24 protein-coding genes and 1 pseudogene are annotated in these 23469 nt (G+C 70.0%); 7 read left to right on the plus strand and 18 right to left on the minus strand.

Annotated elements, in window-relative coordinates; all coding sequences use genetic code 11:
* Window positions 1-42: 42 nt before the first annotated feature.
* The 14 genes and pseudogenes from gspD to AC07N1_RS00815 form a co-directional block, all read right to left on the minus strand.
* The gene (gspD, locus tag AC07N1_RS00750) at window positions 43-2091 is read right to left on the minus strand and encodes a type II secretion system secretin GspD (protein WP_494670024.1); all 2049 of its coding nucleotides are present in this window, start codon (window positions 2089-2091) and stop codon (window positions 43-45) included.
* Window positions 2088-2675 carry a type II secretion system protein, XpsN-like gene (locus tag AC07N1_RS00755; RefSeq protein WP_494670066.1) on the minus strand — a complete coding sequence of 196 codons (588 nt, stop codon included), beginning with the start codon at window positions 2673-2675 and terminating at the stop codon, window positions 2088-2090. The genes gspD and AC07N1_RS00755 overlap by 4 nt, the downstream gene beginning before the upstream one ends.
* Window positions 2569-3129 carry a type II secretion system protein GspM gene (gene gspM, locus AC07N1_RS00760; protein WP_494670025.1) on the minus strand — a complete coding sequence of 187 codons (561 nt, stop codon included), beginning with the start codon at window positions 3127-3129 and terminating at the stop codon, window positions 2569-2571. The genes AC07N1_RS00755 and gspM overlap by 107 nt, the downstream gene beginning before the upstream one ends.
* Window positions 3126-4181 carry a hypothetical protein gene (locus AC07N1_RS00765; RefSeq protein ID WP_494670026.1) on the minus strand — a complete coding sequence of 352 codons (1056 nt, stop codon included), beginning with the start codon at window positions 4179-4181 and terminating at the stop codon, window positions 3126-3128. Before AC07N1_RS00765 ends, gspM begins: the two co-directional genes overlap by 4 nt.
* Window positions 4166-4690, minus strand: a complete 525-nt coding sequence (locus AC07N1_RS00770; RefSeq protein WP_494670067.1) for a type II secretion system protein GspJ — start codon at window positions 4688-4690, stop codon at window positions 4166-4168. Before AC07N1_RS00770 ends, AC07N1_RS00765 begins: the two co-directional genes overlap by 16 nt.
* A 45-nt stretch (window positions 4691-4735) precedes the next feature.
* Window positions 4736-4804, minus strand: a pseudogene (locus AC07N1_RS00775) (prepilin-type N-terminal cleavage/methylation domain-containing protein); the annotation flags it as partial.
* A gap of 3 nt (window positions 4805-4807) precedes the next feature.
* Window positions 4808-5185 (minus strand): hypothetical protein, encoded by a 378-nt coding sequence (locus AC07N1_RS00780; RefSeq protein ID WP_494670027.1) that lies wholly within the window; start codon window positions 5183-5185, stop codon window positions 4808-4810.
* A complete protein-coding gene (locus AC07N1_RS00785) occupies window positions 5185-5601 on the minus strand; it encodes a GspH/FimT family pseudopilin (RefSeq protein ID WP_494670028.1) in 417 nt (138 codons plus the stop codon). Before AC07N1_RS00785 ends, AC07N1_RS00780 begins: the two co-directional genes overlap by 1 nt.
* Complete coding sequence (gene gspG / locus AC07N1_RS00790; protein WP_494670029.1) at window positions 5585-6010, minus strand: type II secretion system major pseudopilin GspG; 426 nt, start codon at window positions 6008-6010, stop codon at window positions 5585-5587. Before gspG ends, AC07N1_RS00785 begins: the two co-directional genes overlap by 17 nt.
* 41 nt (window positions 6011-6051) lie before the next feature.
* Window positions 6052-7260, minus strand: a complete 1209-nt coding sequence (locus tag AC07N1_RS00795) for a type II secretion system F family protein (RefSeq protein WP_494670030.1) — start codon at window positions 7258-7260, stop codon at window positions 6052-6054.
* Window positions 7261-7265: 5 nt separating this feature from the next.
* Window positions 7266-8942, minus strand: a complete 1677-nt coding sequence (locus tag AC07N1_RS00800) for a GspE/PulE family protein (RefSeq protein ID WP_494670031.1) — start codon at window positions 8940-8942, stop codon at window positions 7266-7268.
* A gap of 118 nt (window positions 8943-9060) precedes the next feature.
* On the minus strand, window positions 9061-9294 hold the full coding sequence (locus tag AC07N1_RS00805; RefSeq protein WP_494670032.1) for a response regulator transcription factor: 234 nt from the start codon (window positions 9292-9294) through the stop codon (window positions 9061-9063).
* Window positions 9291-9737, minus strand: coding sequence for a hypothetical protein (locus AC07N1_RS00810; RefSeq protein WP_494670033.1), 447 nt, complete (start codon window positions 9735-9737; stop codon window positions 9291-9293). The genes AC07N1_RS00805 and AC07N1_RS00810 overlap by 4 nt, the downstream gene beginning before the upstream one ends.
* A gap of 5 nt (window positions 9738-9742) precedes the next feature.
* Window positions 9743-10360, minus strand: a complete 618-nt coding sequence (locus AC07N1_RS00815) for an OmpH/Skp family outer membrane protein (protein WP_494670034.1) — start codon at window positions 10358-10360, stop codon at window positions 9743-9745.
* A gap of 260 nt (window positions 10361-10620) precedes the next feature.
* Here AC07N1_RS00815 and AC07N1_RS00820 point away from each other — a divergent pair, with 260 nt between their 5' ends.
* From AC07N1_RS00820 to AC07N1_RS00845, 6 genes are all read left to right on the plus strand, one after another.
* Window positions 10621-11727 (plus strand): capsular polysaccharide export protein, LipB/KpsS family, encoded by a 1107-nt coding sequence (locus AC07N1_RS00820; protein WP_494670035.1) that lies wholly within the window; start codon window positions 10621-10623, stop codon window positions 11725-11727.
* Window positions 11724-12989 carry a glycosyltransferase family 4 protein gene (locus AC07N1_RS00825; protein WP_494670036.1) on the plus strand — a complete coding sequence of 422 codons (1266 nt, stop codon included), beginning with the start codon at window positions 11724-11726 and terminating at the stop codon, window positions 12987-12989. The genes AC07N1_RS00820 and AC07N1_RS00825 overlap by 4 nt, the downstream gene beginning before the upstream one ends.
* Window positions 12986-13798, plus strand: a complete 813-nt coding sequence (locus tag AC07N1_RS00830) for an ABC transporter permease (protein WP_494670037.1) — start codon at window positions 12986-12988, stop codon at window positions 13796-13798. The genes AC07N1_RS00825 and AC07N1_RS00830 overlap by 4 nt, the downstream gene beginning before the upstream one ends.
* 38 nt (window positions 13799-13836) lie before the next feature.
* A complete protein-coding gene (locus AC07N1_RS00835; RefSeq protein ID WP_494670038.1) occupies window positions 13837-15051 on the plus strand; it encodes a KpsE/RkpR family capsule polysaccharide export protein in 1215 nt (404 codons plus the stop codon).
* Between the two features lie 2 nt (window positions 15052-15053).
* Window positions 15054-17393, plus strand: coding sequence for a glycosyltransferase family 4 protein (locus tag AC07N1_RS00840; protein WP_494670039.1), 2340 nt, complete (start codon window positions 15054-15056; stop codon window positions 17391-17393).
* 149 nt (window positions 17394-17542) lie between these two features.
* Window positions 17543-18409: a class I SAM-dependent DNA methyltransferase gene (locus AC07N1_RS00845; RefSeq protein WP_494670040.1), complete on the plus strand. Its 867-nt coding sequence runs from the start codon at window positions 17543-17545 to the stop codon at window positions 18407-18409.
* 30 nt (window positions 18410-18439) lie between these two features.
* Here the strand turns inward: AC07N1_RS00845 and AC07N1_RS00850 are convergent, their stop codons facing one another.
* Together AC07N1_RS00850 and AC07N1_RS00855 are read right to left on the minus strand one after the other, a co-directional pair.
* Window positions 18440-19597: a polysaccharide biosynthesis/export family protein gene (locus AC07N1_RS00850; protein ID WP_494670041.1), complete on the minus strand. Its 1158-nt coding sequence runs from the start codon at window positions 19595-19597 to the stop codon at window positions 18440-18442.
* Entirely contained in the window at window positions 19594-21009 is a 1416-nt protein-coding gene (locus AC07N1_RS00855; RefSeq protein ID WP_494670042.1) for a glycosyltransferase family 4 protein, read from the minus strand. The genes AC07N1_RS00850 and AC07N1_RS00855 overlap by 4 nt, the downstream gene beginning before the upstream one ends.
* Window positions 21010-21115: 106 nt before the next feature.
* On the opposite strand from AC07N1_RS00855, the gene AC07N1_RS00860 reads away from it, so the two are divergent.
* Complete coding sequence (locus AC07N1_RS00860; RefSeq protein ID WP_494670043.1) at window positions 21116-21778, plus strand: ABC transporter ATP-binding protein; 663 nt, start codon at window positions 21116-21118, stop codon at window positions 21776-21778.
* Window positions 21779-21786: 8 nt separating this feature from the next.
* Here AC07N1_RS00860 and AC07N1_RS00865 read toward each other — a convergent pair whose 3' ends face one another.
* Both AC07N1_RS00865 and AC07N1_RS00870 read right to left on the minus strand, forming a co-directional pair.
* Window positions 21787-22815: an FkbM family methyltransferase gene (locus tag AC07N1_RS00865; RefSeq protein ID WP_494670044.1), complete on the minus strand. Its 1029-nt coding sequence runs from the start codon at window positions 22813-22815 to the stop codon at window positions 21787-21789.
* 131 nt (window positions 22816-22946) lie between these two features.
* A complete protein-coding gene (locus tag AC07N1_RS00870) occupies window positions 22947-23468 on the minus strand; it encodes a hypothetical protein (RefSeq protein ID WP_494670045.1) in 522 nt (173 codons plus the stop codon).
* Window position 23469: the final 1 nt, after the last annotated feature.

Below are 23469 nucleotides of genomic sequence, written 5' to 3' on the forward strand. Positions count from 1 at the left end.
CCAGGGCGGATCCCTTCCGCCTCTCCCGGTCTGGACGGTGGGTCACGGCCGGAACTTCGCGGGCTCGGGCGCGATCGAACGGATCTTCTCGCGCAGTTCGTCCGTCACCGCCTGGATCTCGACGCTGTTGCGCAGCACCCGCGGCGTCAGCATCACGAGAAGCTCGGTGCGCTCGCGCCGGTTGTTGCGCGAGCCCGCCAGGGCGCCCAGGACCGGCACCGCGCTTATGAACGGCACGCCGTCGCGCGTCTTGCTGTTTCGGTCGCGGATCAGTCCGCCCAGGGCGACAGTCTGGCCATCCTGCACGGCGATCGAGGTGGCGATCTTCCTGACCGAGATGGTCGGCGAGTCGATCGTCGAGCTCGAGGTCTGAGAGACGTCGCTGACCTCCTGGACGATGTCCAGAAGGACCAGGCCGCCGCTGTTCACGCGGGGCGTCACCTTCAGCAGCACGCCGGTGTCGCGGTAGTCGATGGAGTTGATCACCGAGTCGTTGTTGAGGGCCGACCCGGTCGAAATCGGCACCTGGTCGCCGACCTCCAGCGAGGCCGTGTGATTGTTGAGCACCATCAGGTTGGGCGCCGACAGCACCTCGACGTCCGTGACGCTGGACAGGGCCGTGAGCGTGGCGGCTACCGAGCCGCTGTTGAGCAGATAGGCGAAGCCCGGGAAATTGGGCGCGACGGCCTCGGTCTTGCCCTGGGTGAGGATCGCCTGATCGTTGCCCGACCGGATGAACCACTGGCTGCCGTAGCGCAGCGCGTTGTTGAGGGCGATCTCGGTGATCACCGCTTCGACCACCACCTGCATCGGCGCCACGTCCAGCTTGCGCAGCGCATCCTCGATCAGGGCGTACTCGCGGGGCGTGGCGTAGGCGATCACGGCGTTGTTGGTGTCGTCGCCGGTCAGGACCAACCCGTCGGCGACGCCTCCGCCGCCGGGCGAAACCGGCGCGGGAGACTGCCCCGGCAGCGTCGTCCCAACGGGCGGCGCCAGCAGCGGCGAGGACGATGGCCGCACGCCGGTGCGGTCCTCCGGGCCACCGTCCGCCCCTCGCGCGCCTGACGCCGCGCCCTGACCCCGTCCGAACGCGGCGCTCAACACCTTGGAGAGGTCCGAGGCCCGCCCGTTCTGAACGCGGTAGACGAAGAGACGCCGCTCGCCGGATTGTCCCTCGCGGTCCAGGACCTCCACCCACCGGCGGACGTCGTCCAGGTATTGCGCCTGGGACGATACGGCCAAAACGCCGTTCAGCTTCTCCATGGCGATCAGCCTGACCCGTCCCGCCATCGGCGACTCCGGCGCGTTGATCAGGCGATCGAGTTCCGGCGCGATCAGCCGCGCATCGGTGTTCTTGGGCACGTAGAGGCCAAAGCTCATGCCCTTCAGCCAGTCGACGTCGAACTGCTCGACGAGATCGCGCACCCCGCGCCTCTGGCCGGAGACGCCCGAGAGCACGATCGTGTTGGTGACCGGATCCGCGGCCGCGATCACCCCCGGCGCGATGGGATCGATCAGGGTTTTCAGGGCTGTGGGACTGGCGAATTTCAGCTGGATCGTCTCGGTCCCGAAGCCGGCCTGATCGCCCGTGACGGCTCCGCCCTGGGCGCGGGCCTCGGCCAGGCCGACGACGGTCTGCACGCCGTCGCGGACGACCAGCGCCAGGCCGGCGTTGCGCAAGGCTTCCTCCGCCACGGGCAGCACGTCGGCCCGCGCGATCGGCTGGGGCGTGACCAGGGTCACCACCCCGGCAGCCGAGGGCGCGACGGCGTAGGGCATGCGCAGGATGTCGCCGAACACGGCCTTGGCGAACTCGTTCACCCTCACGCCGGGAAGGTTCAGGGCGATCGGACCCGGACGCGGCCGCCATGGCGAGCGCGGCGCCGAGGATGCTGGATAGGTTTCGGCGCCGCGCAGGATGGTCGAACGCACCCGATCATCGGACAACGGTCGCTCCGGCGCCGGCGGCGCCTCGACCCTTGGCGCCGCGCTCCGCTGCGGGCGCAGCGTCGGCGCGGGAGGAGATGCGCAGCCGGCCAGCGCCAGACCGGCGCAGGAGACGGACAGGAAGGCGCGAACGCGGCGGGTCATGGGCGAACTTCCTGGATGGGCGATGGGGGAATGGAGGTCGATCCGGACGGACCGGTGTCGCCGATCGTGGCGTTGACGCGACCGCCGGGCCCCTCGAAGACGGCGCTCCTTCGGCCGACGGACAGCAGCCGCCAACCCCGCCAGCCTTCGCCCACCCGTACGACCCGCGCCGCGCCGTCGCCGCCGCGGACCACGGCGCTGCCCGCGCGCTGATCGCTGACGACGCCGATCAGGATCGGCCTCTGGGCGTCGGGCGAGGTCGCCTCGCCGACGGCGCCGACCGTGCGACGGTCGGGCGAGAACAGCGGCCTGGCCGTGAGGGCGGCGTAGTTGGGGATGGGCGAGGCCATCGGCGATCGCGGGGCCGGCGCCGAGCCGCGCTCCCGCGGGCGAAAAGCCGTCTCGACCGGCCACGCGACCTGCGCCGCCAGACCGGCGAGCAGGACCGCGCACAACAGCGCCGGCGTGAACGCGCCGCTACCGGGTCTGGGGAGGAAGGACATGGAAGGCCGAGATCTGGAGCCGAACGGCGAGCGGTCCGGGCTGTCCGGTGCGGGCCGCCTGCTCGGCGTTGATGGAGACATAGTCGACGACGACATAGGGCGCCTCGTTCTCGATCCGCCTGAGGCCGGCGTTCAGCTGGTTCAGCGTCAGCGTGGCGTCGGCGCGCACGCTGACCCACCCCGCGGGCGTTGCGGTCCGAACCTCCTCGGCGGCGCCGACCACGGCGCCTTCCTGGGCAAGGCTGCCGGTCAGCCTCTGCTTCAGGGCCTCGATCGCCAGGCCCCGGCTGGGTGCGGTGATCTGGAATGCGCGACTGGTGCGCTTCTGTTCGACCAGGGCGGCGCGCAGGGCGGGCAGGCTCGTCAGCAGCCGCTGGTCGCGCGCGTGGCGGTCCAGCGCCTCTTGCCGCCGCTCATCACGCGCCTGGAAGCCTCCCAGGACGGGGCCGGCCACGGCCAGCCAGGCCAGGCCGACCAGCCCGGCTAACACGCCCAGGGCCAAGATGCGTCGTTCCCGGGCCGTCAGCGTCCTCATTGGCTCCCCTTCGCCGCCGAGTCCGCGATGACGTCGAAGGGCTCGACGCCGCTGGCCGTCTTGACGGGCATGTCCGACAGCAGCGAGCGCGGATTAGTCAGGGCCGGGGTCCGACGGAGGGCCGCAGGGACGTCGAACCCCTGCGTCTTGAAGCCGGCGACACGCACCGCGCGTCCGTTCCATTCCAGCCGATGGACCCACTGGCCGTCCGGCAGGACCTTGCTGACGGCGTCGATGATCCGCAGGGGTTCGTTGCGCGAGCGCCGGGTCAGGAGATCCAGACGCGTCCGCTGGCCTTCCGCGACCGCCTGGCGGAGCCTGGAAGCCGCCATAACCTTGGGCTGCTCGGCCGCGACCGCCGCTTCCAGGCGCCGCACGTCCCGCAGGTCCATGAAGACGGCCATCGCCACGTTGAGCGCCACGAGACCGGCGCAGGCCGACCACCAGAGGGTTCGCCGACGATCATGCGCGTCCCCCTGCCCGGCCCTGATGGCGGCCATGAAGTCGATGTCGACGCCGCCATTCTCGGCCTCGACGCCGAGCCGCTCGACCTCCAGGCCGAGGATCCTCGCCTGTTCCAGAGCGGCCAGGGCCCGCTCCCGCGGGACCACGGCCAGACGCAGCCGCCGGCGCCCGCCGCGATCGGTCGCCTCTTCGGCGAGCGCGTCGAAATAGACCCGATCCGCCGGGAACGGCGTCAGACGGTCCATGTTCTCGGTCAGCATCCGGCGCAGGTCGCGGGAAGACAGGGGCGGAAGATCGATCCGGCGCACCAGCACGGCCTGGGCCGGAAGCAGGATGTCCGCCCGCCGTGCGACCGAGGTCGGCGGAGGCGCGGGCTGGACCAGGCGTCCGTCGCGCCAGAGCTGGATCGCGCCGTCGTCGCCGATCCGCGCCGTCCAGGGCGCATGCCGCCGGCTTCCGGAACGCCACCGGGCGGGGATCACGTCGGCCAGTTCGTCGATCCACCAGACGACGCCGTCGCGGCACCAGCGCGCGATCGTGGCGAGGTCGGCGTTGAGGACCTGCTGAAGAGTCATCGCGCCCTGCATCCGCCGGTCTGCTCGACCAGCACGCATTCGGTGTCGATATCGGCCAGAGGATGAACCACGAGGTCGGGCCAGCGTCGCTGGTTGGGGTCGGCGGGCTCGAGCCGGATCCTCACCAGCGACGGCATCCGGGGCCGTTGCCGCCAGTTGGAGCGCCAGTGCGGATTGGGATCCGGATCCACACGGCCGAAATAGCTGATGTCCAGCGCCCCGACCCCGCGCAGAAGGACGTCGCGCCTGTCCGGCCGGGTTGGGTCCAGGGCCACGTCGCTGACGGACTCCAGGACCAGATCCCCGCCGGCGTCGAGCATCAGGCGATAGCGGCGCAGGGCTCCGGGGCCATGGCGCTGGGCGGACGGAGCCAGGAATGTGAGGCGCGCCGCCTCGCCGTCGAAGTCGGGGCCCGCCGGCCGCATGTCGTAGCGCGTCGCCGGCACCGCCTGCTGCAGCCGCGTGCGCAGCAGGCCGAAGGCGGCCTCGACCGCCTCTCCGCGGCTGGTGGCGCGGTCCATCCGCGTCCAGGCGCTCCCCCGACCCGAAAGCCCGGACAAGAGCAGCGCGCTCACCAGGGCCAACACGCCCAGCGCGACCAACAGCTCGATCAGGGTGTAGCCGGAGCGCTGCATGGTTCAGCCCTCGGGCGCCAGGCGACGGCTGGCCAGCACCACCACGGGCCGCGCGGCGTCCTGGGGCTGCACGGTGACCGTCACGCAGTAAAGCGCGCCGGCGGCGCTGTCCCCGCTCGCGTCGGGGCAAGGGTCGGCGTCGATGCGCCATGCGAAGCCGTCCTGCTCGCCCGTGACCGCGCCGCCGGCCAGCCGCGTGGCGAAGCCCAGGCTGGCAAGCTGCGAGCGCGCCACCATCAGGGCTGCGCGGCGGGTCTCGATGTCGCGATGCCGCGCCCGGCTGTCGCGCGTCACCTGGGCGACGCCGACCAGGACCAGGGCCAGGATCGCCAGGGCGACCAGGGCGTCGATCAGGACCGAACCCGCGCGCGACCGTCGCATCACAGGGCGTCCACGACGCCGGTGGCGGGATCGACCACGATGCCGAGGCCTTGCCGTTCCGCCGTCAGCCGCAGCCGTCCCCCTTCAACTGAGCCGTCGGGAAAGAAGCTGGTCGAAGATCCAGCGGGCGTCAGGCGTAGCCCGCCGACCAACGCCCGGCGCGGACCCGGCGTCCAGCCGTAGCCGGCCCCGTCCCCAGCGACGACCAGACTGACCCGCGCGCCGCTGGTCAGAGCCTGGGCCCGGGCGATGCGAAGATCCGCGCGCAGGCCCGCCGCGGCCTGCTGAACGCGCGCCCACGCCAGTCCGGCCCTCATCTGGGGAAAGGCGATCATGGCGATCATGGCGGCGATGGCGACCACGACCATGGCCTCGATGAGCGCGACGCCGGCCCGACGGTCACCAGTTGCCGACATCTTTGGCCTCTTTCGAACCGCCTTCGGCGTTGTCCGAACCGAGGGTGTAGATGTCGACGGCCCCCTTCTGCCCCGGGCTGCGGTAGAGATACGGCCTCGACCACGGATCCTGCAGCGCATCCGCCTTCTTGAGATACGGACCATCCCAGCCGATGGCGGAAGCCGGCGCGGTGACCAGGGCGGCCAGCCCTTCCTCCTGCGTGGGGTATCGGCCGACGCTGATCTGGAACAGGTCCAGCGCCGCCTCGATGTTCTGGATCTGCACCTTGGCGGTCTGGCTGCGCGATGAGCCCAGGTACTTGAGGACCTGGGGCGCCACGATGGCCGCCAGCAGGGCCATGATCGCCAGCACCACCAGCAACTCCAGCAGGGAGAACCCCGCGCGGCGGCGTAGTCGGGCGACCGACATCGGTCGGCGATCCTGGCGACGGAAGATGTTCCTGAGAGGGGTCATGATGCGAGGGCCATATCGTTGAAGCCGAGGATGGCGGACATGATGGCGGCGATGATGCCGCCGACGGCGATGCCCATCACGATGGTGATCGCGGGCGTCAGCAGAGCCACGAACCGCTCCAGCGCCGTGCGCACGTCGCGGTCGAGAACGTCGGCCAGCCGGCCCAGCATCTGCGGAAGCTGGGCGGTCTCCTCGCCCGTCCTCAGGAAGCTGATGGCCACGGTCGGGAACAGGCCGGTGGCGGCCAGCGGGCGCGTGAGCCCCCCGCCCTCCTTCAATCCCGCGACCACGCGCTCGACGGCTAAGGCCACATGGCTGTTGACCAGCGACCGGCGCGCGATCGCCAAGGCAGTGGGCAGGGGCACGCCGCCCTCAACCAGACTGCCCAGGACGCGAGCCAGGCGGGCGGTCTCGGCGGCCTTGATCAGCGGTCCCAGGCGCGGGAGGCCGAGCAGCAGCCTGTCCAGGGCCAGGCGCATCGCCGGCTGCCTCAGCCAGCGCCAGACCACCGCCCCCGCCACGATCGACGCCAGCAGCACGGCCAGTCCGTAGGCGCGGACCAGGTGGCTGGCGGCCATCACGACCCGTGTGGCCACGGGCAGTTGCGCGGCGTTGTCGGAGAACAGCCCCTCGAACTGCGGCACCACGAACAGCAGCATCATCAGGATCACGCCGCCGGTGACCACGGTCAGCAGGGTTGGATAGACCATGGACGAGACGATGGTCTGTCGCAGGGCCTCGGCCCTTTCGAGGGTGTGGGCAAGGCGCGAGAGAGCCAGGGCCAGGCGGCCGTCGGCCTCGCCCGCCTCGACCATGGCGCAGGCCATCGGGGAGAAAAGTCCGCCGGCGCCGGCCATGGCGCGCGACAGCGACGCGCCCTCCTTGACCTGCTTCTGCAATTGGACGAGCGCGGCCTTCAGCACCGGCTCGGCGGCGTTCTCGACGGAGATCGACAGCGCCCGGTCCAGCGACAGGCCGGCCGTCAGCAGGACCGACAGCTCGCTCATGGCATTGACCACGGCCCGTCGCGCGGCCGCGCCCGGCGTCTTGATCCTGGCCGTGCGGGCGGCGGTCTCGATCGCGTCGATCGGCGTCAGGCCCGACCGGCGCAGGCTTTCCATCGCCTCGCGGCGCGAGGCCACCAGCAGTACGCCCGACCTGACCTCGCCGGTGGGCGAAAGGGCCCGATAGCTGAACGTGGCCATGACGCTCATTCCTCCCGGGTGACGCGGAGGATTTCGTCGATGGTGGTCTGGCCGGCGAGCGCCTTGGCCATGCCGTCCTGCAGCATGGTGCGCATCCCCGCCGCGACGGCGGCGCGCTCGATCTCGCGCGCCTCGGCCCGGGCCAGCACCAGGCGGGCGATCTCATCGTCGACGGGCAGCAATTCCAGGATGGCCAGCCGCCCCTTGAAGCCGCTGCCGCCGCACGCTTCGCAGCCCCGCGGCGCCCAGAGCGTCGGCGAAGGGCCAAGGCCCTGAGCGGCCGCGCCGAGCGCCGACAGCTCCTTGAGGCCCGGATGATGCGGAACGCGGCAAGCAGGGCAGAGCCGGCGCACCAGGCGCTGGGCCAGCACGGCGTTGACGGTCGAGCTGATCAGGAAGGGCTCCATGCCCATATCGACCAGGCGGGTCACCGCGGCGGCGGCGCTGTTGGTGTGCAGCGTCGAAAGGATCGTGTGGCCGGTCAGGGCCGACTGCACCGCCACCTGGGCGGTTTCCAGGTCGCGGATCTCCCCGACCATCATCACGTCCGGATCCTGGCGCAGGAACGATCGCAAGGCCGCGGCGAAGGACAGGCCGATCGTGGGGCTGACCTGAGTCTGGTTCACGCCGGCCAGGCGGTACTCGATCGGGTCCTCGATGGTCAGGATCTTGCGCGTGGGCGCATTCAGCGCGGCCAAGGCCGCATAGAGCGTCGTGGTCTTGCCGCTGCCGGTCGGCCCCGTGACCAATACGATGCCGTGCGGTCGCGCCAGCATCTCCAGGAACGGCGGCAATATGGTCGCGTCGAAGCCCAGGTCGCCGAAATCGAGCGTCAGGTTCGAGCGGTCCAGCAGGCGCAGGACCACGCTTTCGCCGTACAGCGTCGGCGAGGTGGCGACGCGCAGGTCGATCTCGTGCCCGCGCACGGCCAGGCGCATGCGTCCGTCCTGCGGCAGGCGCCGCTCGGCGATGTTGAGATTGGCCAGCACCTTCACGCGCGACACGAAGGCCGCCTTGACCTGAGGCGGCAGGGTTTCCTGGTCCTGCAGCACCCCGTCGATGCGAAAGCGCACCTTCAGTCCGTCCTCGCTCGGCTCGGCATGGATGTCGGAGGCGCGCAGCTCGGCGGCGCGCGAGATCAGGGCGTTGACCACGCGCACCACCGGCGCGTCGCTGGCCAGATCCTTGAGGCGCTCCAGATCGGCCTCGTCCGCTCCATCCTCGACCGCCGCGGCCTCGCCCTGGACCGCGCCGTACAGGCGGTCGAGGGCGGCGTCGACGTCGCCGGCCTTGGCCACCACGGCTTGGACGGGCAGCCCGAAAGCATAGCCGAGCGCGCGCGACACATAGTCGTCGAACGGATCCACCAGGGCCACCCGCACGCGATCGTCGTGCAGGGCGATCGGCACCGCGCTCACCTCTCTCAGGAAGCGCGGCGACACCAGATCGCCACCGATCGGCTCCGGCGGAAAGTCTTCGGGCGCGGCCTGGTCCAGCCCCGTGGCCCCGGCCAGGGCGTCGGCCAGGGCGCGCTCGGAGACCAGGCCCAGGCGCGTAAGCACCGCGTCCAGTCGATCCCCGCTTTCGCCCTGCACCGCCTTGGCGCGAGACAAGCCTTCAGCCGCGACGATGCCGCTGTCGGCGATAAACTGTTGAAACGAAATCTGCTCCACACTCGACATGTTTAAAAACTCTATCAGAGCACATCCGCATATAATTCATCTATATAGAACCCAACTCTTGATGTAATCAGTAAATTGATGACAATCTAAAGACTACAAACAAGTCATAACCGCACAGCTAAGGCTCTATAAGCTTTAGCTGCAAGGCAATGACCACCGCGCGAAGCTTGTTGGTCGCGCCAAGTTTACGCGTGGCGTTGCCGAGGTGAAATTCGACGGTCCGTTCGGCGACCTTGATGCATTGCGCCGTCTCGCTGGTGGTCAGCCCCTGGGCGGCGAACCGAATGCACTCGATCTCCCGCGCCGTGAGGACGGGGATTTCCGACCGGGGCGCGTCCGGTTCGGCGCTCATGTCGCCGCCGCGATCTTCGGCGACGGGGACGTAGCGGCCGGCGGCGGCGCCACGCGGAGGCGCAGCCGTATCGGCAGCCGCAAACCGGCCGGCGGCGGCTCCGACAGCCTCCGCCCCTCGAAGACCGCCCGCAGGTCGGCGTTCGGCTCGGCCTGGGCGAAGACGGGCGCCGCGACGCGGGAAACCAGACCGTCCGGCGCGATCCACACGCTCATGGGCAGGTCCACAGCCTCGCCGCCCCGCTCGTCCCGAAGACCGTCGAGATAGTCCCGCAGGCGGGTCGCGGCCGGCGTCGGCTCGTCCAGCCAGGTCGGAAAGGTTCTTCCAGCCAGTTCGGCATAGCGCGTCCAAGCCTCGGGCGGCGGATCGGCGGGCGGCGCGGCCAGGGCCGGTCCGCCACCGAGCAGGCCCAGTCCCAGCAAAGCGATGAGCTTGCGGATCATCACCATCACGGAGCCTTGGGCGCCGCGGCCGACTCTGCCGGCAGGGTTTCGCGTGGAAAGGTGATGGTGGTGATCCTGGCGTCCAGCCCCTGCACCACCGCGGCCGTCAGGTCCGCGGCGGGATTGCCGCCCATCATCGCATCCCGAGTCAGCAGAAGACCGCACTTGCGGCTCGCATAGACCTGGACGATGACCGGCTGGGCCTGGTTGGCGATGCCGCCCAGCGCCTTGATCCGCGTCGCCTCGATCTCGCGCTCGCGCAGCGCGGCCTTGCGCTGGAGGGCGTCCCAGCGCGCGGCCAACGGCTTGCCGCGCTCTTCGAGTTGAGCCGGCGTCAGGGTCGCCTTCTGAGCTTCGAGCGTCTTGAGATCGGCTTCGATCGGCGCACGCTCGCTCTCGATCTCGGCCTGGACCTGCCTGGACAGTTCGAGCAGGCGCGCATTGGCGGCCTGGCCCACCTTGGCGTTGGCCAGGACCGCGTCACGGCTCAGCACGCAGACCCCCGGCACCACCGGGCCGACCAGGGCCTCGCCGGACGAGCCCGTCGCCGCCTGGCCGAGCGCGGAAGACCCCAGGAGGCTCAGGCCGACGGCGGAAACAACGGCGATCGAATGTCGGATCATCGGCCCAACCCCGGAGAAGCGGCTCGCTCGTCGGTCCGGCGGCCAAGGCTGCTCGGTACGAAAAACGCATCTGTTCCTAGAGCCTCTCCAGACCCGGTGAACCTGTGGGTTTCAACAGGCCACCAGGATCGCGCCGACCTGTGGGAACCCACAGGGTCTGGCGGAGGGGACTTGTGGCATTGACCACCACCGCTTCCCTCCGCGTCGTGAAATCCGTGATGCCGTCCGCGCCCGATCGCTCCTCCGATCGAACCAACGTGATGTCCGAAGAGCCGCCCATCGTCGTCTGCGCGGGCGTCGCGGGCTGGAAGCGCAAGGCCGTCGGCCAACTGATCGCGGGCGCCGACGCCGGTCGTACTCCACGCTTCGCCCGCGATGCGGCTTCGGCGATCAGGCTGGCCCGTTCCAGGAGCGGCGCGGTCGGCGTATGGCCCTCGCGCGCGCCGCATGGCCTGACCGCGCGCGCCGAGGCCGCCGGCGTTCCCCTGGTACGGATCGAGGACGGCTTCATTCGCTCGTCCGGACTGGGCGCGCAGTGCCACCCTCCCGCCTCGATCGTGCTCGACCGAACCGGCGTCCATTTCGATCCGAGCCGCCCCAGCGACCTGGAGACCCTGCTGGCGCACGGGCGCTTCAGCCCCGCGCTGGTGGAACGCGCCGATCGCCTGATCCGGCGGATCGTCGATCTGGGCGTCACCAAGTACAATCTGCCCGGCGCCCCGCCATGCGCGCCCTCTGACATCGGCCAAAGTCGCCGCACCATCCTGGTCGTGGGCCAGGTGGAGGACGACCTGTCGGTGCGCCTGGGCGGCGCGGGCGTCGCCGGCAACCTCGACCTGCTGCGCCGCGCGCGGGCGGCCGAGCCAGGCGCGCTGATCCTCTACCGCCCCCACCCCGACGTCGAGGCCGGCCACAGGAAGGGCCTGGTCTGCGACGACCTGATCCTGCGCCAGGCCGACCATGTGGTTCGCGGCCAAGCGCTGCCGGCCTTGCTGTCCAGCGTGGACGCCGTGCACGTGCTGACGTCCCTGACCGGCTTCGAGGCGCTCCTGCGAGGGCGCGAGGTGGTCGTGCACGGCCAGCCCTTCTACGCCGGATGGGGCCTCACCCGCGACCTGGCGCCGCCGCCGCGCCGTGGCCGCAGGCTCTCGCTCGCCGAACTGGCCGCGGCCGCGCTGATCCTCTATCCGCGCTATATCGATCCCCGCAGCGGCGAGCCCTGTTCGCCCGAAACCCTGGCGACCTGCCTGGGCCAACGGACCGCGCCACGCCCCGCCCTTCTGCCCACGTTCCGGCGCCTGCTGGGCGAGGGCCGGCGCCGCGTCGCCCTTGGCCGACTCGCGCGCAGCCGAGCCCCAGCCGCATGAACAGCCTGGCCCCTCACAGCCACGCCTTCGGCGCGGCTACGCCACTCGGCCGCGCAATCGCCGATGGACCCGAGATCGTGCTGGACCTGTCGCGGCTGCTGTCGCGCGTGCTGCGCCCCACCCCCACGGGCGTCGACAGGGTCGAGATGGCCTACGCCCGGACCCTGCTTCAGCGGATTCCCGATCGCCTCCGGCTCGCCGCGACCCACCCCCTCGGCTGGCACGGCCGCCTGCCCGCGGGGGCCGCCCGGCAATTCCTGGAGGTCACGGCGCGCCGCTGGTCGGGAGAAGACCGCCGCGAGCCCGACTGGCTCCGCTGGCGACATGCGCTCGACGCGGGTTTGCGGCTGGCGCCCCGTCCCCATCGATCGCGACCACGGACAGAACCGGCCGTCTACCTCCACCTGTCTTCGAGGGGCCTGGAACGCACCGATCTGTTCAAGGCGATCCTGCGACGCGAGCGCGCGCGTTTCGTACCCTTCGTCCACGACCTGATACCGCTCGACTATCCCGAATACTGCCGTCCGGGCGGCGCGGCGCTGTACGAGCGCAAGATGGCCACCGTGAAGGCCCTGGCCTCGGCCGTCCTCGTCAATTCCGAAGCCACAGCCGAGCGCCTCGCGCCGCATCTGCATGCCGCGGGGCGGGCGATACCGCTGCACGTGGCTCCGCTTGCGCCGACGTTCGCGCCTTCACCGCCCTGCCCGTCGACCGGCGCGCCCTATTTCGTGATGGTCGGCACCCTGGAGCCACGCAAGAACCACCTGCTGCTGCTGAAGGTCTGGCGGCGAATGATCGAGACCTGCGCGGCGGGAACGGTTCCGCGGCTGGTGCTCGCGGGCCGGCGCGGCTGGGAGAACGAGAACCTGCTCGACATGCTCGAACGCTGCCCCGCCCTGGAGGCCGTGGTCGTCGAGCGCAACGGCCTGACCGATCGTCAGGTCCGCGACCTGATCGCCGGCGCGCGCGCCCTGCTGCTGCCCTCCTTCGCCGAGGGCTTCGGCCTGCCGGTGGTCGAGGCCCTGGCCCTGGGCACGCCGGTGATCGTCAGCGACCTGCCGGCCTTGCGCGAAGCGGGCGGCGGCGTCGCCGAGCACCTGGATCCGCTGGACGGTCCCGGCTGGATGGAGGCGGTCCTCGACTATGCGGCGCCGCCTTCACCGCGCCGCGAGGCTCAACTGACCCGGATGCGCGACTGGCGCGCGCCCACCTGGCGGTCGAGGATCGACGGCGTGCTCGACTTCCTGGCGGCGCTGCCATGACCGCCCGCCGCACCGGACGCAACGACGGCCTGACCGAACTGCTGCGGGGACTGGATGTGCAAAGGCACGTCGTCGGCGCGCTGATCATGCGCGAGCTTCATACCCGCTACGGCCGCGAGAACATCGGCTATCTGTGGATGATCGTCGAGCCGATGCTGCTGGCGATCGCCGTCGCCCTGCTGCACGGCAACAGCGGGCTTCACGCCAAGGATCTGCAGCCGGTCCCGTTCGCCCTGGGCGGCTACTGCGTCTTCATGGTCTTCCGGTCGGTGATCGGGCGCGCTGAATCGACGCTCGAAGCCAACAAGCCGCTGCTGTTCCATCGGTCGGTGACGATCTTCGACATGCTGCTGGCGCGAGCGGTCCTGGAGGGCGTGGCCACCTTCGCCGCCCTGGCGATCCTTCTGGCCGGCGCCTGGGCCCTGGGACTGGCCCAGCCCCCGGCTCGTCCGCTGGTCTTCCTCGCGGCCTACATGCTGATGCTGTGGTTCGCCTTCGCGCTGTCGCTGTCGATCTGCGCCGCATCCTACCTGAGCAAGGCGGTCAGCAAGTTCGTCCACCCCCTTACCTACATCGCCATGCCGATCTCGGGCGCGTTCTTCACCCTGAGTTGGATCCCCGAGCCGTTCCGCGGCTGGCTCGCCTGGTCGCCGCTCAACCAGATCTTCGAAATGCTCCATGTGGGGCAGTTCCTCAGCATCGACGGCGGCTACCTGAACCCGTTCTACGTCGTGGAATGGTGCCTGGCCCTGACCCTGGCGGGCCTCCTGGCCCTGCGCGCCGTCCGGCCGCGCGTGCATCTGGGCTGACAGATGCCGGCCCTCCCCTCTCTCCAGCGCGAGACCTCATGATGGACGGTTACGCCCCCACGGCCGAGCCCGCCGCCTCGCCCCCGCCGGATCGGCCCACCGGATCGGTCGGCCGCGCCTGGGCCCCGGAGCGCCCCGCCGAGCTCCTCCGGGCGCCCTGGCGCGAACGCCTCAAGCCCTGGCGCGCCCTTCTGCTCCTGGTCGCCCTGCCCACGATCCTGGTCGCCGGATTTCAATACCTGGTCGTCGCCGACCAATATCGGTCGGAGGCGCACTTCATCCTCCGCGGCGCCCAGCCCAGCAACGGCGGCGGGGGGCTTGGCCAGTTGCTCGGCCTGGGCGGCGGCGCCCCCAACGCGAGCGAGGCGTACAGCGTCGGCGACTATCTGCTGTCCCACGACGCCGTCGCGGCCGCCCGGCGCACGCTGGATCTGCCGGTCCTGTTCAGGCGACCGGAGGCCGATCCGGTCACGCGCCTGTGGTCGGCTCGCCCGCAGCCGGAGACGCTGCTCAAATACTATCGCCGGCAGGTGGATGTCCGGTTCGACGCCGACACCGGCATCACCACGCTCAGCGTGAGGGCGTTCCGCCCAGCCGACGCCCGCGACCTGGCCGAAACCCTGCTGCGCCTTGGCGAGGCTCGGGTAAACACGCTCAATCAGCGCTCGCTCGACAACAGCCTGTCGGTGGCGCGCCGCCAGTTGGCCGAGGCCGAGGTCGCGGTGGCCGCTTCCCAGGCGACGCTCACCGGCTTCCGGCAAAGCGGCCGCGACATAGATCCCGAGCGAACGGGAGCGACCCAGATCGCGCTGGTGTCGGGGCTGACGCAGCAACTGGCCCAGGCCCGCGCCCAGTTGGCCGGCATGGGACGCTCCGTCTCTCCGGGCAGCCCGCAATACGTGGCCCTCGACGCCCAGGTGCGCGGGCTGGAAGCTCAGGTGGCCGCCGCTCAGGGCCGCCTGGCCGGAACGACCAGTTCGATCGCGCCGGGGCTAGGCGTCTACGAAGGCCTCAGGCTCAAGCAGCAGTTCGCGGCCAAGCGCTATGAAGCCGCGGCCCAGGCCCTGGAGACGGCGCGAGAGCGCTCGCTGACCCAGCAGATATTCCTGGTGCGCGTCGTCGAGCCGAACCTGCCCGGCAAGGCCCTTTACCCGCAACGGCTGAAGACCGTCGCCACGGTCTTCTTCTCGCTTCTTCTCACCTATGCGGTGGGCTGGCTGATCCTGGCCGGCGTCCGCGAGCATGCAGGCTGACGATGTCCCTCGCCCTGAAGCTGCACAAATCCGCCGGCGTTCCGGTGACCGCCGGCGTTCACCGGCTGCTCGTCCAGGCCAATGACGCCCGCGACGCAAGGCAGTGGGCGCAGGCGGCGCGCGCCTATGCCGACGCCCTGGCGCAAGCCCCCAATCTCGCCCACATCCATATCCAGCACGGCCACGCGCTCAAGGAACTGGGCGATCTTCCCGCGGCCCGGGCGGCCTACCTGCAGGCGCTGGCGCTGCAGCCTGATACAGCCGAGCCGCATCTTCACCTGGGCCACCTGCACAAGCTGAACGGCGATCTCACGGCGGCCGCCCGCAGCTATCTGAGCGCGGCCAGGATCGATCCGGAACATCCCGACGCCCTCGTCGAGTTGAGCGACCTTACCGCCCTGGACGCCGACATGAAGCCCGGGGACCTGATGTCGATCCTGCACCTGCGGGACCAGAAGACCCGCTCCGGCGACGCCTGGGACTGGTTCGCACCGCAATCGGAGGCCCCTTACGCCGATCCGCCCGGCCAGGCCGAAGAAGAGGCGGCGGTCGGCCCGGCGCTGGTTTTCGACGTATCCGACCTGATCTCCTATTTCCGCAACGCCCGCCTGCCGACGGGCATCCAGCGGGTGCAGATCGAGACCATCGCCAGCGCCCTGCGATCCGAAACCCGCCGCGTCCAGGTCTGCGTCTTCGCCGAACAGCGCGACGAATGGCTGGAGATCACGCCGGCGGCCTTCCTCGAGCTTTGCCGGCTCAGCCTGGCCAGCGGCGACCGTCAGGCGCCCGAGTGGAGCATGGCCGTCACCCGCATGCGGTTGATGATGAACCTCGCCGAGCCGATGATCTTTCCCGAAGGCGCCTTCCTGATCAATCTGGGCACGTCGTGGTGGCTGCAGAACTATTTCCTGTTCGTTCGCCAGGCCAAGGCGCGGTTCGGCATCCGCTACGTGCCCTTCGTCCACGACCTGATCCCGATCGTGGCGGGCGAACATTGCACCAAGGCCCTGACCCAGGACTTCATCAGCTGGGCCATCGGCGCCGTGGAGCATGCCGACTTCTTCCTGGTGAACTCGGAAGCGACGAAGCGCGACCTGCTGGCCATGTTCCAGACGCTGGGCCAGACGGTGGACGCCGACGCGATCGCCGTCGTTCATCTGGACGCGGACTTCCGCAAGACCGACACCCCGCCCGCGCCCAAGGCCAGTCTGGCCGACTGGGGCCTGGGCCGCGAGCCGTTCGTGCTGTTCGTGTCGACCATCGAGTCGAGGAAGAACCACCTGGGCGCCTTCGAAGCCTGGGTCGCCCTGATCCGGCGTCACGGCATACGCAAGGTTCCCAAGCTGGTGTGCGTCGGCAATCGCGGCTGGCTCAACGACGCCGTCTACGCCCAGCTCGACGCGCACGAGGGGCTACGCGAACGGGTGGTGATGCTGTCGGGACTGTCCGACGCCCAGCTGGCGCGCCTCTACCAGTCCTGCCTCTTCACCCTCTACCCCAGCACGTACGAGGGCTGGGGCCTGCCGGTCACCGAGTCGCTCTGCTACGGCAAGGTGCCTCTGACGTCCGATGCGTCCTCCTTGCCGGAAGCGGGAGGCCCCTTCGCCGTGAGGTTCAAGGCCGGCAGCACGCCACGGCTGATCGAGGCCCTGGAAGCGCTGATGTTCGACGCCGGATTTCGCGCCGCCTGCGAACGCAGTATCGCCGAGGCGTTTCGTCCGCGCGCCTGGAGCGAGATCGCCGGTCAGATGGCCGATCAGATCAGCCAGTGGTCCGGGCAGGATCCGCCGCGGCGCATCCGCCCCCCGGCCCAACTGGGCTTCTATCACCCTATCGTCCGCAATTTCGAAACCCGCATCTGGCGTGGCATGCGATCGGCCGAAACCTTCCGCGCGGGCGGCGGATGGTGGGCGCCCGACGACTGGGGCTGCTGGACCAAGCCCCGCGGTGGACGGCTGGAGATCGCCCTGCCTTCGAACCCTGAACCGCTGCGCCTCTATCTGCGCCTGCACGGCCTGCCGACCCGCTCCAGCGGCTACGAGGTGCGGGTTTCGGGCGCCAGCCGGGTGATGTCGGGCGTCCTTGCCTCGGGGGAGTTCAAGTGGCTGGCCTTCGATGTCGCGGCCTCCCCCGACCATATGCTGCACCTGGCGCTGAAGGGCGGCGAGACCGAGAACCTGGCCAATGTCACGGGCGGCCTGGATCCGCGCGTCGTCAGCGTCGGCCTGAGCGGCTTCTTCCTTTGCGCCGCCAACGACACGAACGCCCGTGCGTCCTTCCTCGAAGCCGTCACGCTCGGCCAGATGGACGACCTGTCCTTCGGCCGGGAATTCAACGACTAGCCCCCGTCGCCCTGGTGAGAGTTTCCGTGCAAGACCTGAACGGCGTCCCATTCCTCGAAGACCGCCCGGCCACCCTTTTCGATGTCGAGGCATGCTATCGGACGTTTCTGGGACGTGAGTGCGAGGCCCCGGAGGTCGCCGAGGCGCACTTGGCGGGCGCTCCGTCCGTGTGGGGCCTGATCGAACGCTTCCAGGCCTCGCCCGAGGCCCGCCGACAGCGGATCCACGCCGCCGCCCGGGACATCTGCCGGGACCAGGACGGACGCGACGTCGATCTGGCGCTCGACGAGGCCCAGGCCCAGGCCCTGTCCGCCCAGGTCGAAACCGTCTGGTCGCGCTACGGGCGCGAGGAGGCGTTCTTTTCGGTGCTGACCAATCCGCGCTACCTCTCCGGAGCCATCCAGGAAGAGCACATCGAGGAATTCTACGCGACCGGAACGGCGGAGGTCGATCGGTTCGTCGAAGTCTGTCGTCGCAACGGCGTGGAGCCTCCAGCCGCCTGGTCCGTGCTGGAGCTGGGATGCGGCGTGGCGCGCATGGGCGAGGCCTTCGCCCAGCGGTTCGCCACCTATGCCGGCGTCGACATCAGCGCGGGACACCTGGCGCTCGCCCGGGATCGCCTGAACGAACGCGGCGTGCGCAACGCCACCCTGAGGCTGCTGACCGAATTCCTCGCCGCCGACGACGGCTACGACGTCTTCTATTCGGTGATCGTCCTGCAGCACAATCCGCCCCCCATCATCCACAAGCTGCTCGACATCGGCCTGCGCCGGCTCAACCCGGGCGGATACGCCTGCTTCCAGGTTCCCTGTTTTCTCTACGGCTATCAGTTTGAAACGGGCCGCTACCTGGCCGAGGCCGACCGATCGGAAACCATGGAGATGCACGCCCTGCCCCAGCGCTACGTCTTCGACCTGCTGGCCCGCCACGGATTGCGCCTCATCGAGGTCGTTCCGGACGACCGGATCGGTGCGATCGGCGTCTCCTACAGCTTCCTGGCCCGCAAGGCCGACTGAACCCGGCGCCCGCTGCCGATCATTGGCCGATCATTGGGCGATCACCTTGGCCGTGTAGATCGGCGTGAAGAACTGGTTGAGGATCTGGATCAGCTTGGCGGACTGGTTCGTGCGCGCGTTGGCGACATAGATCACGTCGCGCGGACGCATTTCGAAGTTCTGGGCCAGGAAGTAGCTCTGCGCCTTCAGCAGGTTCAGGCGATAGGCCACGGGCCTGGCGCCGGGAGCGGGCGCGCCATCGGCCGCGCCGGGCTGGTAGCGGAACACGAAGACGGCGGACGCGTCAGCCTGCTGGTCGCTGGGACCGCCGGCCCTGGCGATGGCCTCGGCCAGCGATACGCGGGGGGTCTGGAAGGGCGTCTCCGAGACCTTGCCCGTGGCGCCGAAGATCGTGAAGGTTCGGGGCAAGTAGGTCACGACGATGCGGTCGCGCGGCCGCAACGGCACATCCTCAGCCGAGCCCGCGACGAGCGTCGCCAGCGGCGCCGAGACGGTCCGCCCGTCCCGGCTGAGCTGCACGATGCTGTCCTGGACGGTGTTCGCGGGACCGCCGGCCAGGGCCACGGCGTCCGAGAGCCGCTCGCCCGCAAGGCTCAGGGGAATGCGTCCGGGCTTCTTGACCTCGCCCATGACCATCACGGTGTTGGCGACGTTGTCGCGCACGCTGACCACCACCTGCGGGTCCTGCGACTTGCCGCGCAGGGCCTGCACGATCAGGGCGGCGAGCGCGTCCGGCGTCTGGCCGGCCGCCTGCAGGCGACCGATCCACGGCAGGTTCACCGCGCCGTCATGGCCGACCACGACGGGCGGAAGAATCTCGGCGGCGCCCGATGGCGACGACAGGCCGCCACCGAGGGCGGGAGCCGAGCGTGCGGCGAACAGCGCCGCGCCGATTTCGTAGACGGAGATCTGCAGGACGTCGCCGGGTCCCAGCAGGTCGGTCGCGGCGGCGGGATCCGATCTCAGGAGGCTCGGCGTCCCAGCGGCAGGCTGCGAGGCCAGCGAGGCCAGGACCGCCGGATCGATGTCGACGATCTCGAAATCACCCGCGCGGCGTTGCTCGGCGTCGATGGCGTCGGCGGTCGGCCCGCTTGCCGGCAGGCTGGCGCAGGCGCCCAGCATCAGGAGCACCGAGGTCGCGCCGATCATCGAGGCGGCGCAAGAGCGCGGTCGGGAGAATAGGGTCACGCTGTATCTCCGAAACGCTCGCTTCGCGGCGAGATCAAGGGGTCGTCGCCAAGCAGCCGGGCATGGAGCGACCAAAGGCGTCGCCGATAGACGGACATCGAAAAGGCCGCCGCCCGCTCGCGTCCGGCGGCGCTCAGCTCCGCCCGGAAGGCGTCCTCACCGTCCAGCCGGCGAAGCGCCTGGGTCATGTCCGCGACGTCGTAGGGATCGACCAGGCAAGCCGCCTCGCCGACCACTTCGGCCAGCGCACCGAAGGCCGATGTCATCACCGGCGCGCCAAGCGTCATGGCTTCCAGCACCGGCAGGCCGAAGCCTTCGTATAGGGATGGGAACGCGACGGCGCGCGCTCCCCTTATCAGGGTCCGCAGGTGGTCGGCCGGCAGGTAGTCGATCCTGCGGATCCGCTCGGCGCCCGGCAGCCGCATGCCATGGGCGCCCTCCAGCAGCCTCAGTTCGTCATCCGCCAGCCAGGCGCGCGGCCCCACCAGCACCAGCGGCGTCTCCAGTTCGGCGGCCAGATAGGCCTCGATCAGCCGGCCGACATTCTTCTTCGGCTCGATCGCGCCGACGAACAGGAAGTAGCCTTCGGGCGTCAGGTCGAACAACGCCCGAAGGCGAGCCGCGAGCGCTGCCATGTCGGGTCCGGCCCCTGGCGGCAGCACGGCCTGATAGGTGTTGGTCACCCGCCCTGGATCGACCGGGAAGAAATCCAGGATGTCGCGGCGCGACGCCTCGGAGACGGTGACGATGTGGTCGCCCCTGGCCAGGCATTCGCGAAGCAGCCTGTCGTGGTAGACCTTGTCGTCGAGCGTTGTGAACGGCAGCCGCAGCGGCACCAGATCGTGCACCGTGTAGACGTTCAGCGCGCCCTCCAGCCGGAGCGGCAGCGGGTAGGTCCAGTGCATGATCGCCGGCGGGTCGGGCAGGCGCACGGCGAGGAAGCGGCCGTAGCGCCGAAAATGGCGAGCGGCCAGGGAGTACAGGCCGCCGAGGGTGAACAGGCGGTCGAAGGCCGGCAACCTGGGAGCCCCTTCGCGGACCACCCGCCCGGTGACCGCCACCTCGCGCGGTTCGCGCACGCCGGGCAGCAGGAAGGCGCGGCGCATCGCCTGGCGAAGGGTGACGCGGCCCGCCCCCTGCCCGCGCCGCTCGGCCAGACGCTCGAAGAACAGGGTTTCACGCAGCGTCTCCGGCGCGGCTCTGGGCACGTCGAGGCCGTAGACGACGTCGATCGACCGGCCCAGCCCGCGCAACGCCTCGCTCAGGACGTGTCCGTATGTGGCCACCCCCGTGCCCTGCGGCAGGGCGAGATTGAAGCCGTCGAGGCCCACGCGATCACGGCGTCGGGCGCCCACGCCATCAGCAAACATGCCGCGCACCCGAATATCTATAAATTGGAAATACCAATACATAGCGGTCGGTCAATATTGCAAATATTGATGCTAAATATATTGACGATACTTGACTAACACGCAATGCAAAAACAATTATGCAGTCGAACTCGGAGCGATAAGCGCCATGATTACGTTCGATCGCATCAGTAAAACCTATCACGGCCGCAACCTGACCCGGCGCGTCCTGGAGGATGTGAGTTTCCAGATACGCCCCGGCGAGGCGCTGGGGCTGTGCGGCGCGAACGGCGCGGGCAAGTCGACGCTGCTGAGGCTGATCGCCGGGGTCGAGCACCCCTCCTCGGGCCGGGTGACGCGCGACATGTCGGTGTCCTGGCCCATCGGCTACAGCAGCTGCTTCCAGAGCAGCCTCACGGGCGCGGACAACGCGCGCTTCATCGCCCGCATCTACCGCCAGCCCATCGAGCCCCTCCTCGCCTTCGTCGAGGACTTCGCGCAGCTGGGCCCCTATTTCCGTCAGCCGGTGAAGACCTACTCCGCGGGCATGGCCGCGCGCCTGGCGTTCGCGGTCTCCCTGGCGATCGACTTCGACTGCTACCTGATCGACGAGGTGACGGGGGCCGGCGACGAGCGCTTCCGCCAGCGCTGCCACGAGGCTCTTTCGCATCGCCGCGCCACGGGCGCCCTGGTGATGGTGTCCCACCACCCCGACACCCTGAAAACCTACTGCGACCGCGGCGCGGTGCTGCAGGACGGACAGCTGCGCTTCTACGACACGATCGGCGAGGCGATCGAGGTCCACCATGCCGCCCAGCGCGCCGACGCCTGACGCCGGGCTCATCGCCGCAGCACCAGCATCTGGTCCTTGACCGCCGGCGCGGCGAGCACCTCGGCCCGACTGACCGGCCGGAGCCCGAGACGCGGATCGGCCAGTTCGAGGGAAAAGCCCGCCCCCGTCAGCTCGTCCAGGAAATCGCCGGGATCCGGATAGCGCGCCGCCGCGAATTCCAGCAGCACGCACAGCGGCCGCCCCTGCTCGATCAGCCCCTTCATGCCGCGCCAGATCGCCTGCTCGGAGCCTTCGGCGTCGATCTTGACGATATCGACCCTGGGCATTTCGGCGAAACCGTCCAGGCGCCGGGTGTGGAGGACGGCCAAGCCCGTACGGAGTTCCGAGGTTTCAGCCGGCCGAATATGCCCCCCGCCCGGCCGCCCAGGCGGCACCACCAGGCGCACGGCGGCGCCGTCACGATCGGAGAGCGGCCAGGGATGGACCTGAGTGATCGCGTCGAAACCGTTGATGGCGACCGATCGCGCCAGACGCCCCCTCAGGGCGGCGTTGGGCTCGAAGGCATGGACCTGTCCGTCCGGGCCGGTCAGGTCCGCCATCAGCAGGCTGAAATAGCCCAGGTGCGCGCCTACATCGACGCAGACCATGCCGGGCCTGACCAGGCCGACGAGCACCCGGGTGACCCAAAGCTCCCAATAGCCGTCGAGCAGCAGGTGAGCCGAAACGTCGTCGTCACGGGTGTCGACCAGCATCTTGTAGCGGCCCAGCACCCGGCAGAGCGCGGCGCCGTCGCCCAGATAGGCGTTGGCGCAAAGCCCCCGGATCGTCGCTTCGACCGTGGCCTGGGGTGCGCCCCCGAGGCGTCGCAAGGCCAGGCGCGACGCCGGTGCGCGCGCTCCCTGATCCAGGCGCGCACGAATTTGTTCGATGACCCGCACCACGTCGAAACCGTTCAACCCCAGGACCTGCGAGGGCTTCACAGCCCAGCCGACAAGGCCCCTTGTGAAGACGTGGCGCACCTGTGGATTTCCACAGGATCGGACGAACATCGCATCGCGCCTGGCGACCAGGATCAAGGCCCGCCCCCGACGCCGCGTCGTGCGCCTGGAAGGCCAGATCGGCGACGCTATCCCGCAGCGGAGCAATTGCTGCGCGCCCGCGCCCTGTTCGGCTGACCCGGGAGTCTAACCGCGTCGCCGCCGCGGCCCTAGAAGCCCGATCGACGCGAGCCTGGCCGTGCGACGGCGGGAGCGTCGGGCTTGGTCGGGGTCGGTTCGGCGGGCTCCAGTTGCACCGACAGGCGCAGCGGCAACAGGATGTCCTTGGGCGGCGGCGGCAGCCGGCGGCCGACGAGCGCGGCCCGCAGATCGCCGCTGACCTGCTCGTCCGCCAAGGCGACGAAGGCAACCTGGGAAACCACGCCGTCGGGCGCGACCCAGACCTTCAGCACCAGGGGCGGCGTCGGCTGGTCCTCGGCCGGGCGCGTGGCGTCCATGTGGGCCCGGACGCGGGTCGCGGCCTCGTCCTCGGCCTGCAGCCAGCCAAGGAGGCTCTGGGTCGCCCCCTCGGCATAGCGCACCCAGGCCACGGGAGCCTGTTCGGGCGACACGCCCTGCGCCTGGGCGGCCACGCCCGGGCCCAGGCCCAGGACGCCTGTCGCCAGCGCGGCCAACAGGCGGGAGGTTCGCGCCAGCAGCCCTGGACGATGGTCGAGATCCCGACGGCCCATG

Source organism: Caulobacter sp. GW821-FHT09B11 (genome assembly GCF_059418205.1).

Bases quoted from the DNA above. Each gene is read 5' to 3' on its own strand.
- gspD (WP_494670024.1), bottom strand. From the start codon at position 2,091: ATGACCCGCCGCGTTCGCGCCTTCCTGTCCGTCTCCTGCGCCGGTCTG.
- AC07N1_RS00755 (WP_494670066.1), bottom strand. From the start codon at position 2,675: ATGTCTCCATCAACGCCGAGCAGGCGGCCCGCACCGGACAGCCCGGAC.
- gspM (WP_494670025.1), bottom strand. From the start codon at position 3,129: ATGAGGACGCTGACGGCCCGGGAACGACGCATCTTGGCCCTGGGCGTG.
- AC07N1_RS00765 (WP_494670026.1), bottom strand. From the start codon at position 4,181: ATGCAGGGCGCGATGACTCTTCAGCAGGTCCTCAACGCCGACCTCGCC.
- AC07N1_RS00770 (WP_494670067.1), bottom strand. From the start codon at position 4,690: ATGGACCGCGCCACCAGCCGCGGAGAGGCGGTCGAGGCCGCCTTCGGC.
- AC07N1_RS00780 (WP_494670027.1), bottom strand. From the start codon at position 5,185: ATGCGACGGTCGCGCGCGGGTTCGGTCCTGATCGACGCCCTGGTCGCC.
- AC07N1_RS00785 (WP_494670028.1), bottom strand. From the start codon at position 5,601: ATGTCGGCAACTGGTGACCGTCGGGCCGGCGTCGCGCTCATCGAGGCC.
- gspG (WP_494670029.1), bottom strand. From the start codon at position 6,010: ATGTCGGTCGCCCGACTACGCCGCCGCGCGGGGTTCTCCCTGCTGGAG.
- AC07N1_RS00795 (WP_494670030.1), bottom strand. From the start codon at position 7,260: ATGGCCACGTTCAGCTATCGGGCCCTTTCGCCCACCGGCGAGGTCAGG.
- AC07N1_RS00800 (WP_494670031.1), bottom strand. From the start codon at position 8,942: ATGTCGAGTGTGGAGCAGATTTCGTTTCAACAGTTTATCGCCGACAGC.
- AC07N1_RS00805 (WP_494670032.1), bottom strand. From the start codon at position 9,294: ATGAGCGCCGAACCGGACGCGCCCCGGTCGGAAATCCCCGTCCTCACG.
- AC07N1_RS00810 (WP_494670033.1), bottom strand. From the start codon at position 9,737: ATGATCCGCAAGCTCATCGCTTTGCTGGGACTGGGCCTGCTCGGTGGC.
- AC07N1_RS00815 (WP_494670034.1), bottom strand. From the start codon at position 10,360: ATGATCCGACATTCGATCGCCGTTGTTTCCGCCGTCGGCCTGAGCCTC.
- AC07N1_RS00820 (WP_494670035.1), top strand. From the start codon at position 10,621: ATGTCCGAAGAGCCGCCCATCGTCGTCTGCGCGGGCGTCGCGGGCTGG.
- AC07N1_RS00825 (WP_494670036.1), top strand. From the start codon at position 11,724: ATGAACAGCCTGGCCCCTCACAGCCACGCCTTCGGCGCGGCTACGCCA.
- AC07N1_RS00830 (WP_494670037.1), top strand. From the start codon at position 12,986: ATGACCGCCCGCCGCACCGGACGCAACGACGGCCTGACCGAACTGCTG.
- AC07N1_RS00835 (WP_494670038.1), top strand. From the start codon at position 13,837: ATGATGGACGGTTACGCCCCCACGGCCGAGCCCGCCGCCTCGCCCCCG.
- AC07N1_RS00840 (WP_494670039.1), top strand. From the start codon at position 15,054: ATGTCCCTCGCCCTGAAGCTGCACAAATCCGCCGGCGTTCCGGTGACC.
- AC07N1_RS00855 (WP_494670042.1), bottom strand. From the start codon at position 21,009: ATGTATTGGTATTTCCAATTTATAGATATTCGGGTGCGCGGCATGTTT.
- AC07N1_RS00860 (WP_494670043.1), top strand. From the start codon at position 21,116: ATGATTACGTTCGATCGCATCAGTAAAACCTATCACGGCCGCAACCTG.
- AC07N1_RS00870 (WP_494670045.1), bottom strand. From the start codon at position 23,468: ATGGGCCGTCGGGATCTCGACCATCGTCCAGGGCTGCTGGCGCGAACC.